A 7599-nucleotide genomic window follows, 5' to 3' on the forward strand; every position below is an offset into this window, starting at 1 on the left:
GGCCTCCCCCCTGCTCACCCACCTCCGCCCCGCCATCGGCACCCTGCGCGACCTGGCCGCCCGCTGACGCCCGCCGCCGGGGTCACCGCTGGATCGCCGGGACGAACAGTTCCGCCGCGAGCGCGCGGTGGTCCGTCCGGGGCAGGGCGTGGGTCGAGACCTCGCCGACGCCCACCCAGTCGCACCGCCGCCCACAGCGCTCCCGGCGCGATCACCATGCAGCACAGTGCGGTACGGGTCGTGTCACGCAAGGCAGTCCTCCCAGAGTCGTGCTGACCGCTCGCGGTCACCGGTGCCCGCGAAACTATCGCCGACAGACGGGCATTCGGTATGAGTCCGGCGGAGATCCCGTGTGATCCGGCCGTGCGCTCGCCACGACCATGTCGGCGTCCGGTTGATACGCCGCCTGCTCGGTAAGGCCTGCTGACCGCCGGAGTCGTCATCCTGGTGACGCGCACGGAGCGCCGGAACAGGTGGGGAGGGGGCGCTGGGGCGCGCCGGTCGATCGGTGGCCGTCGGGTGTGAGCGGAAACGCAGCGGGCGGGATGGCAGGATCTAGGCCGTGAGTACGCCCGAACCGCAGGTGGAGACCGTCATCGATCTGGATGCCATCGCACACAATGTGCGGATCCTGATCGAGCGTGCCGGGGATGCCGCCGTCATGGCGGTGGTCAAGGCCGACGGGTACAACCACGGCGCCGTCGAGGTGGCGCGCACCGCACTGGCGGCGGGGGCGCGGGAACTCGGGGTGACCACGGTCGCCGAGGCGGTGGCATTGCGGGAGGCGGGGATCACCGCGCCGATCCTGTGCTGGCTCAATACCTCCGATACCGATTTCTCGCCCGCGGTGGCCGCCGATATCGAGATCGGGGTGTCGTCGGTGCGGCATCTCGACGCCGTCGCCGACGCCGCGCGGCGGCTCGGTAAGACCGCGACCGTCACCCTGAAGGTGGATACGGGGCTCAACCGCAACGGCGTGTCGGTGTCGGAGTACCCCGCGGTACTGCGGCGACTGCGTGAGCTGGTCGATGCGGGGGTGGTGCGGTTCCGGGCCATCTTCTCCCATCTGGCCCTCGCCGATCAGCCCGACCACCCGGCCAACGACAGCCAGCGCGAACGCTTCCTGGAGTACATCGCGGCGGCGAAAGAGCAAGGGCTGCAACCGGAACTGGTGCACATCGCCAATGCCGCCGCCACCCTCACCCGACCCGATCTCGCCTTCGACATGGTGCGGCCCGGCATCGCCATCTACGGACTCTCCCCGATTCCCGAACTCGGCGACTTCGGGCTGCGGCCCGCCATGACCCTGCGCGCCCGCGTCATTCTGGTGAAGAAAGTCGCTGCCGGAGAAGGCGTTTCGTACGGGCACGAATGGATCGCCGACCGTGACACCACCGTCGCGCTGATCCCCGCCGGATACGCCGACGGCATCCTGAGACCGCTCAGCGGCCGGTTCGACGTGCTGCTCGGCGGTCGTCGCCGACCCAATATCGGCCGCATCTGCATGGACCAGTTCGTGGTCGACCTCGGCGACAATGCCGAAGGCGTCCGCGAAGGCGATATCGCGGTGCTCTTCGGCGGCGGCCCCGGCGAACCGCACGCCCAGGAATGGGCGGACGCGCTCGGCACCATCCACTACGAGGTGGTGTGCTCACCGCGCGGCCGCGTCGCACGCCGCTACATCGGAGGGACCGCGCATGCATGAGGCCCGTGGACACCGCGCCCTGCCCACGGTGGAGGACACCGAGGCCCTGGGCCGCGAACTCGCCGCGCAGCTGCACGCCGGTGACCTGGTCGTGCTCGACGGTCCGCTGGGCGCGGGCAAAACCGCCCTCACCCGCGGCATCGCCGCCGGGCTCGGAGTGCAGGGCCGCGTGAGTTCTCCGACGTTCATCATCGCCCGCCAACATCGCGCCGGCACCGCACCGGGCGCGGTCGGACTCGTGCACGTGGACGCCTACCGGCTCGGCGGCGACCTCGACGAACTGGATGCGCTCGACCTCGATACCGAACTCGACGACGCCGTCGTGGTGGTGGAGTGGGGTCTCGGCGTGGTCGAGCACCTGACCGAACGCCACCTACGCGTGCTGCTGCGCCGTGAAGCCGAATCCGACACCCGCACCGCGGAATGGGAATGGGTGGGGTAGACACCGCCCCGCGCCCTGCCTCGCCAGAGCTGTTGGACCAACTCGTCCACCCTGCACCTGCGCCGCCCCAGCCTGCGTGCGCCGCCCCAGCCCTGCCGCACCTCGCTGGTCGGGCCTGCGCCCGCAGCACCAGCTCCGCTGGTCTGCGGCGCGTCCCGGTTCTGGACTGAGTGGAGCGGGGGAGCGAAGCGGGGGCAATTAGGCACAGTACAGTTGGATCAATCATGTTGGTACTGGCTGTCGACACCGCGACCCCTGCCGTCACGGCGGGACTGGTGGAACTGGATCCGGCGGAGGCCGGTAGCACACCTCGAACAACCACGATCGCCACTCGGGTGACCGTGGACGCCCGTGCGCACAATGAGGTGCTGACCCCGCAGATTCTCGCCTGCCTCGCCGAATCCGGGCGGGCCCGCGGCGAGATCGACGCGGTCGTGGTCGGGGTCGGTCCCGGACCGTTCACCGGGCTGCGGGTCGGCATGGCCACCGCCGCCGCCTTCGGGGACGCGCTCGGTATTCCGGTGCACGGTGTGTGCAGCCTGGACGCCATCGCCGCCGATACCGAGAGCTACCTCGCCGAGGCGCAGGATCCGGTCGAACTGCTGGTCGTCACCGATGCCCGTCGCCGCGAGGTGTACTGGGCCCGCTATCGCGCCCTGTCGGCGGAGAACCCGCGCGGCCGGGTCGCCGGTCCGGAGGTGTGCAAACCCGCCGACCTGGACACCAGCAGCGCCACCGTGATCGCGGGCTCGGCCTCGCATGTGGACTACTTCGATCTGCCGGTGCTGCCGGTGGAGACGCCCTCCCCGGCGGGGCTGGTGCGCTGCGCCGCCCGCGACCTGCTCTCCGGTGCGACGCCGGACCCGCTCACCCCGCTCTACCTGCGTCGGCCCGATGCCGTGGAACGCAGCTACGCGCAGGTGAGTCGATGATCCGCGTCGAACCGATGCGGCCTTCCGATATTCCTCGCTGCGTCGAACTGGAGAAGCTGCTGTTCCCCGAGGACGACCCCTGGCACGAGGTCGCCTTCCGCTCCGAGCTCGCCGGACCGCACAACCGCTACATCGTCGCCCGCGACGGCGACGGCCGTATGGTCGGCTACGCGGGTATCGCGCTGCTCGGCAATCGGGAGTACCCGGAGGCCGAGGTGCACACCATCGGCGTCGACCCCGGACAGCAGGGGCTCGGCGTCGGCACCGCCCTGCTGGAAGCCCTGCTCGGTGAGGCCGGGCGGCGCGGCGGACCGGTCTTCCTGGAGGTGCGCACCGACAACGCCGCCGCCATCGCGCTGTACGAGAAGCACGGATTTCACATCATCGGCCTGCGCAAGAACTACTACCAGCCCAGTGGCGCGGACGCGTACACCATGCGCCGCCCCGCCATGACCGGCTTCCCGCGGCCGCAGGACACAGAGGTCTTCTCATGATCGTGATGGGTATCGAAAGCTCCTGTGACGAAACGGGAGTCGGCATCGTCCGCTGGCTGCCCGATGGGAGTTGCGAACTGCTCGCCGACGAGGTGGCCTCCAGTGTCGATCAGCACGCGCGTTTCGGCGGCGTGGTGCCGGAGATCGCGTCGCGCGCGCATCTCGAGGCCATCGTGCCCGCTATGCGCCGGGCGTTGGCGGCGGCCGGGGTGGACCGGCCGGACGCCCTCGCGGTGACCATCGGCCCCGGCCTCGCCGGTGCCCTGCTGGTCGGGGTGGCGGCCGCGAAAGCCTATGCGGCGGCGTGGGATATCCCCTTCTACGCGCTCAACCATCTGGGTGGCCACGTCGCGGTGGACACCCTGGAACACGGACCCATGCCGGCGTGTGTGGCGCTGCTCGTCTCCGGCGGGCACACCCACCTGCTGCACGTCACCGATCTGGCCGACCCCATCGCGGAACTGGGCAGCACCGTCGACGATGCCGCCGGGGAAGCCTTCGACAAGGTGGCGCGACTGCTCGGACTCGGCTATCCGGGCGGTCCGGTGCTGGATCGGATTGCGGCGGAGGGTGATCCGCACGCCATCGCGTTTCCGCGCGGCATGACGGGGCCGCGAGATCCGCGCTACGACTTCTCGTTCTCCGGACTGAAGACCGCTGTCGCGCGCTATGTCGAAGCGGCGCAACGGGAGAACCGCGAACTGCCGATTCCCGATATCGCCGCGTCCTTCCAGGAGGCCGTGGCGGATGTGCTCACCATGAAGGCCGTGCGTGCCGCCCAGGACGTCGGCGTCGACACCATCGTGCTCGGCGGCGGCGCGACCGCCAACTCCCGTATCCGTTCACTGGCCGAAGAGCGTTGCGCCGCAGCCGGTCTCACGCTCCGCGTGCCGAAACCGCGGTTGTGCACCGACAACGGCGTCATGATCGCCACTCTGGGCGCGCACGTGATCGCCGGGGGCGCGCGGCCCTCCGAGCTCACCGTGGCGACCGACCCGGGCCTGTCGGTGGCGACCAGCCAACTCTGACGCCCGCCTGCCCCCAGTCGTCTGGGCAGGGGATCTGCTGTCTGGGAGCGTGATTCCGGCACCGATACCGTGCGATCTACGTGGGTGTCGAGGCGTCGGGAGTTCGGGATGTGGTTCAAACGTGTGGTGGCGGCCGTGCTGGCGGGTGGGGCGCTGGCGCTGCCGGGACTGTTGGGGTCGCCGACCGCGCCCGGCGACATGCCGGGCGAGCGGGCGGTGGAGATTCACGTCGGGCGGTGAGGCGGCCGCGCGGATTCCGGCGACCAGGTGATCACCGCTGCGGACTACCGCGCTCAGTGGCTGGATTCGACGCGCGCAGAATTGGAATCGGCGCGCTCAGGACTGGATTCGAGCGGAGCGGTGACGCTGCCTCCGCCCGCGGAGCCCGAGTTGGACCGCGGGATCCGCGGCACGGCGGGCGTGGTGGGAGCCGTCGTGCTCGGGCTGTTGGTGCTCGGGCCGGTCGGGTTCGGGCTCGTCTCGCTCGGATCGGGTTCCTCCGTCGGGCTGACGGGGGTGCCGAGGAACGGGCCGAGAATGCGGGGGAGGTCGGCCGGGAAGGGAATCTGCGGCAGACCCGGATCCGGGCGCAGCGGTAGGGGCGACTGCGCGGGCGTGGTGGGCGTCGGCCGCGGTCCGGTGGAGGTGGTGGGGTCGTCCGTGTCCGGCGCGGTCGTCGGTGTGCCCGGGGTGGGTCCGGTGCTGTCGCGGTTCTGCGTCATGGGGGCGGTGCCCGGCGCGGTGGTCGTCGGCGTCGTGGTGTCCAGCTGTTCGCCGCTGGTGGTGCCGACCGGGGAGTAGTCGCGGTCCTCGGGGACGAGTTCCTTCACGCCGTAACCGATGACCAGGCCGACCACCACGATCGCCCCGGCCAGCGTGCCCACCAGCTTGGTGAAGGTGCCGACCGGCGCGTCGGTGCCGCGGCCGATCACGGTGAGCGCCGTCGGCTGCGCCGAATCCGCCACCAGCGCGGCACCTTTCGCGATGGCCGCCTCCGGCTCCGGCACGGTGCACACCGGCACGTCGAGCTGTTCCTCGAGTTCCCGCACCACGGCCGGGACGTTCGCGCCGCCGCCGATCACCGCCACGCACTGCGGGAACTTCGGGGCCCGCGCGAAGACGCCGCGCGCGAACACCGCGAGTTCGCGCAGCAGATCGGCGATGAGTTCGTCGAAATCCTTGCGGGTGAGCTTGAGCGGCTGCCCGGCAACATGGTCGATGGTCACGGCCTGGGCGATGGCCAGGTGCTCCTTGGCGGCCCGGCTGCGGTTGAGCAGCATGCCGCGATTGGGGCGCGTGCCGCGGCGCGCCAGATGGCAGTCCAGCAGATGTTGCAGGATCAGCTCGTCGATGGCGTTGCCGCTGATGGCGGTGGTGCGTTCGGAGCGGAGCACGGTGTCGTCCGCCTGATCGGCCACCGTGACCGTGGCCCCGGACGCGCCGAGATCGATGATGGCGATGGTCTCGTAGCGCTCCAGCATGCCGGTGTGCCGCAGATAGGCGAGCGCCGCACCGGATTCCGGGATGAGTCGAACGTCGCGACGCTGCCGCCCGATGGCCGAGCGGATGGTCTGCGCCTGCTCCCGGTCGCGGTAGGCCACCGCGATATCGCCGGGCGGGGTGTGGTCGCCGTGCCGGGTGGCCGAGAGTGCCGAGGAGTGCGTGCCCACGGGATGGACGATGTCGCGGGACAGCTGATGCGTCGTCATCAACTCGATCGAGGACGCTACGAGATCGCCGAGATCGGAGTGCGCCGTATCCGCGGTGACGACCCGGTAGTCGAAGTGCAGGACGCCGTTGGGAGCGGTGGCGACCGTCGCCGAGCACACCACTTCACTCCCGGCCGAGATGCCGAGGGATGTTCGCATGTTCACCTCCCTTCGAGCGGATGGTCCTGGTGTCGCCGACCATCTCGAACGGACTGCGGAGCCGTCGCGTGGATGGCGAGCGACCCCGAGCTACGGATCCGGCCGAGCCCGTGTCCGATGGGGCATCGGATCCAGCCGTCGATCACTTGCGGTCTTGCTCTCGTCTCAGGTTTCTGCGCGTCGCCGCGCAGGGGGTGAAGCACTCTGTAGATCTCGCCGGAACGCGGGATGAGGGCCGTACCGTGCCCCTCTCGAGGCCGTGCGGTGCCCTTGTCTCGCGACCGTCGTCAATAATGTCACGATCCGTTATCCGAACGTTACAGATTTTCGTTTTTCTTTGGAAGACCTCAGATTCCTCGGCCCGTGGCTCGGTGTGTCGCGTTTCCGCTGGGCTGGCGTCCAGTCGGCTTCCCGGCGGTTGGCGACCGGTAGCAGAGCCCAGCCTTGAGCGCTGGCACTCGCGTGTATAGAGTGCTAGTTGGCACTCGCGCTTGTGCTTCGAGTGTCGGCTTTGACTACTGAGCAGGGGCTCCGGCACCCGCGACGACGGCGCCGTGCTCGGCGGTCAACAACGTGACCGAAACCGTGAGTCCGGGGAACCGCCCCGGGCGAAGAAGAATCCCCTGAAAGTGGAGGGCTCAACGTGGCGAGCGTGAACATCAAGCCGCTCGAGGACAAGATCCTCGTCCAGGCCAACGAGGCCGAGACGACGACCGCCTCCGGCCTGGTCATCCCCGACACGGCGAAGGAGAAGCCCCAGGAGGGCACCGTCATCGCCGTCGGCCCGGGTCGGTGGGACGACGAGGGTGAGAAGCGGATTCCGCTGGACGTCAAGGAAGGCGACGTCGTCATCTACAGCAAGTACGGCGGCACCGAGATCAAGTACAACGGCGAGGAGTACCTGATCCTGTCGGCGCGCGATCTGCTGGCCGTCGTCACCAAGTAACGCCCAACTCTCCGGGGCCCCGCAGGGGCTCGCCCCCTGATCCCTGAGCGTTGCCGCCCCGGTGTCGCGGCTGGTCACCAGCCACCGACCCGGGGCGGAGTGCGTTCGCCCCTCGATGCGGAATCCGGTGCGGGCGCGGATCGGATTCGACCCCACCGACTTTCGTCCCGAGGCTTCGGGGGCC

General features: G+C 69.9%; 8 protein-coding genes. 7 read left to right on the plus strand and 1 reads right to left on the minus strand.

Annotated features, from left to right (window positions below; translation table 11 throughout):
- Nucleotides 1-562: 562 nt before the first annotated feature.
- The 6 genes from alr (at nt 563) to QK444_RS28590 (ending at nt 4841) form a co-directional block, all read left to right on the plus strand.
- The gene (gene alr / locus QK444_RS28565) at nt 563-1705 is read left to right on the plus strand and encodes an alanine racemase (protein WP_282785239.1); all 1143 of its coding nucleotides are present in this window, start codon (nt 563-565) and stop codon (nt 1703-1705) included.
- A complete protein-coding gene (gene tsaE / locus QK444_RS28570; protein ID WP_282785240.1) occupies nt 1698-2147 on the plus strand; it encodes a tRNA (adenosine(37)-N6)-threonylcarbamoyltransferase complex ATPase subunit type 1 TsaE in 450 nt (149 codons plus the stop codon). Before alr ends, tsaE begins: the two co-directional genes overlap by 8 nt.
- 224 nt (nt 2148-2371) lie before the next feature.
- Nucleotides 2372-3079: a tRNA (adenosine(37)-N6)-threonylcarbamoyltransferase complex dimerization subunit type 1 TsaB gene (gene tsaB, locus QK444_RS28575; RefSeq protein ID WP_039810066.1), complete on the plus strand. Its 708-nt coding sequence runs from the start codon at nt 2372-2374 to the stop codon at nt 3077-3079.
- Nucleotides 3076-3573, plus strand: a complete 498-nt coding sequence (rimI, locus tag QK444_RS28580; protein ID WP_282785241.1) for a ribosomal protein S18-alanine N-acetyltransferase — start codon at nt 3076-3078, stop codon at nt 3571-3573. Before tsaB ends, rimI begins: the two co-directional genes overlap by 4 nt.
- Nucleotides 3570-4601, plus strand: a complete 1032-nt coding sequence (gene tsaD, locus QK444_RS28585; protein WP_143982717.1) for a tRNA (adenosine(37)-N6)-threonylcarbamoyltransferase complex transferase subunit TsaD — start codon at nt 3570-3572, stop codon at nt 4599-4601. Before rimI ends, tsaD begins: the two co-directional genes overlap by 4 nt.
- A 108-nt stretch (nt 4602-4709) precedes the next feature.
- The gene (locus tag QK444_RS28590; RefSeq protein ID WP_282785242.1) at nt 4710-4841 is read left to right on the plus strand and encodes a hypothetical protein; all 132 of its coding nucleotides are present in this window, start codon (nt 4710-4712) and stop codon (nt 4839-4841) included.
- A gap of 53 nt (nt 4842-4894) precedes the next feature.
- Here QK444_RS28590 and QK444_RS28595 read toward each other — a convergent pair whose 3' ends face one another.
- Nucleotides 4895-6469 (minus strand): Hsp70 family protein, encoded by a 1575-nt coding sequence (locus tag QK444_RS28595; protein ID WP_282785243.1) that lies wholly within the window; start codon nt 6467-6469, stop codon nt 4895-4897.
- Nucleotides 6470-7112: 643 nt separating this feature from the next.
- On the opposite strand from QK444_RS28595, the gene groES reads away from it, so the two are divergent.
- Nucleotides 7113-7415: a co-chaperone GroES gene (gene groES, locus QK444_RS28600; protein ID WP_029923772.1), complete on the plus strand. Its 303-nt coding sequence runs from the start codon at nt 7113-7115 to the stop codon at nt 7413-7415.
- Nucleotides 7416-7599 lie beyond the last annotated feature (184 nt).

Source organism: Nocardia sp. CC201C, from assembly GCF_030010695.1.
GTDB classification, from domain to species: domain Bacteria; phylum Actinomycetota; class Actinomycetes; order Mycobacteriales; family Mycobacteriaceae; genus Nocardia; species Nocardia otitidiscaviarum.

What these genes read in the sequence shown, in the direction of transcription:
- tsaE (WP_282785240.1), top strand. Translation starts at nt 1,698, where the DNA reads ATGCATGAGGCCCGTGGACACCGCGCCCTGCCCACGGTGGAGGACACC.
- tsaB (WP_039810066.1), top strand. Translation starts at nt 2,372, where the DNA reads ATGTTGGTACTGGCTGTCGACACCGCGACCCCTGCCGTCACGGCGGGA.
- rimI (WP_282785241.1), top strand. Translation starts at nt 3,076, where the DNA reads ATGATCCGCGTCGAACCGATGCGGCCTTCCGATATTCCTCGCTGCGTC.
- tsaD (WP_143982717.1), top strand. Translation starts at nt 3,570, where the DNA reads ATGATCGTGATGGGTATCGAAAGCTCCTGTGACGAAACGGGAGTCGGC.
- QK444_RS28590 (WP_282785242.1), top strand. Translation starts at nt 4,710, where the DNA reads ATGTGGTTCAAACGTGTGGTGGCGGCCGTGCTGGCGGGTGGGGCGCTG.
- QK444_RS28595 (WP_282785243.1), bottom strand. Translation starts at nt 6,469, where the DNA reads ATGCGAACATCCCTCGGCATCTCGGCCGGGAGTGAAGTGGTGTGCTCG.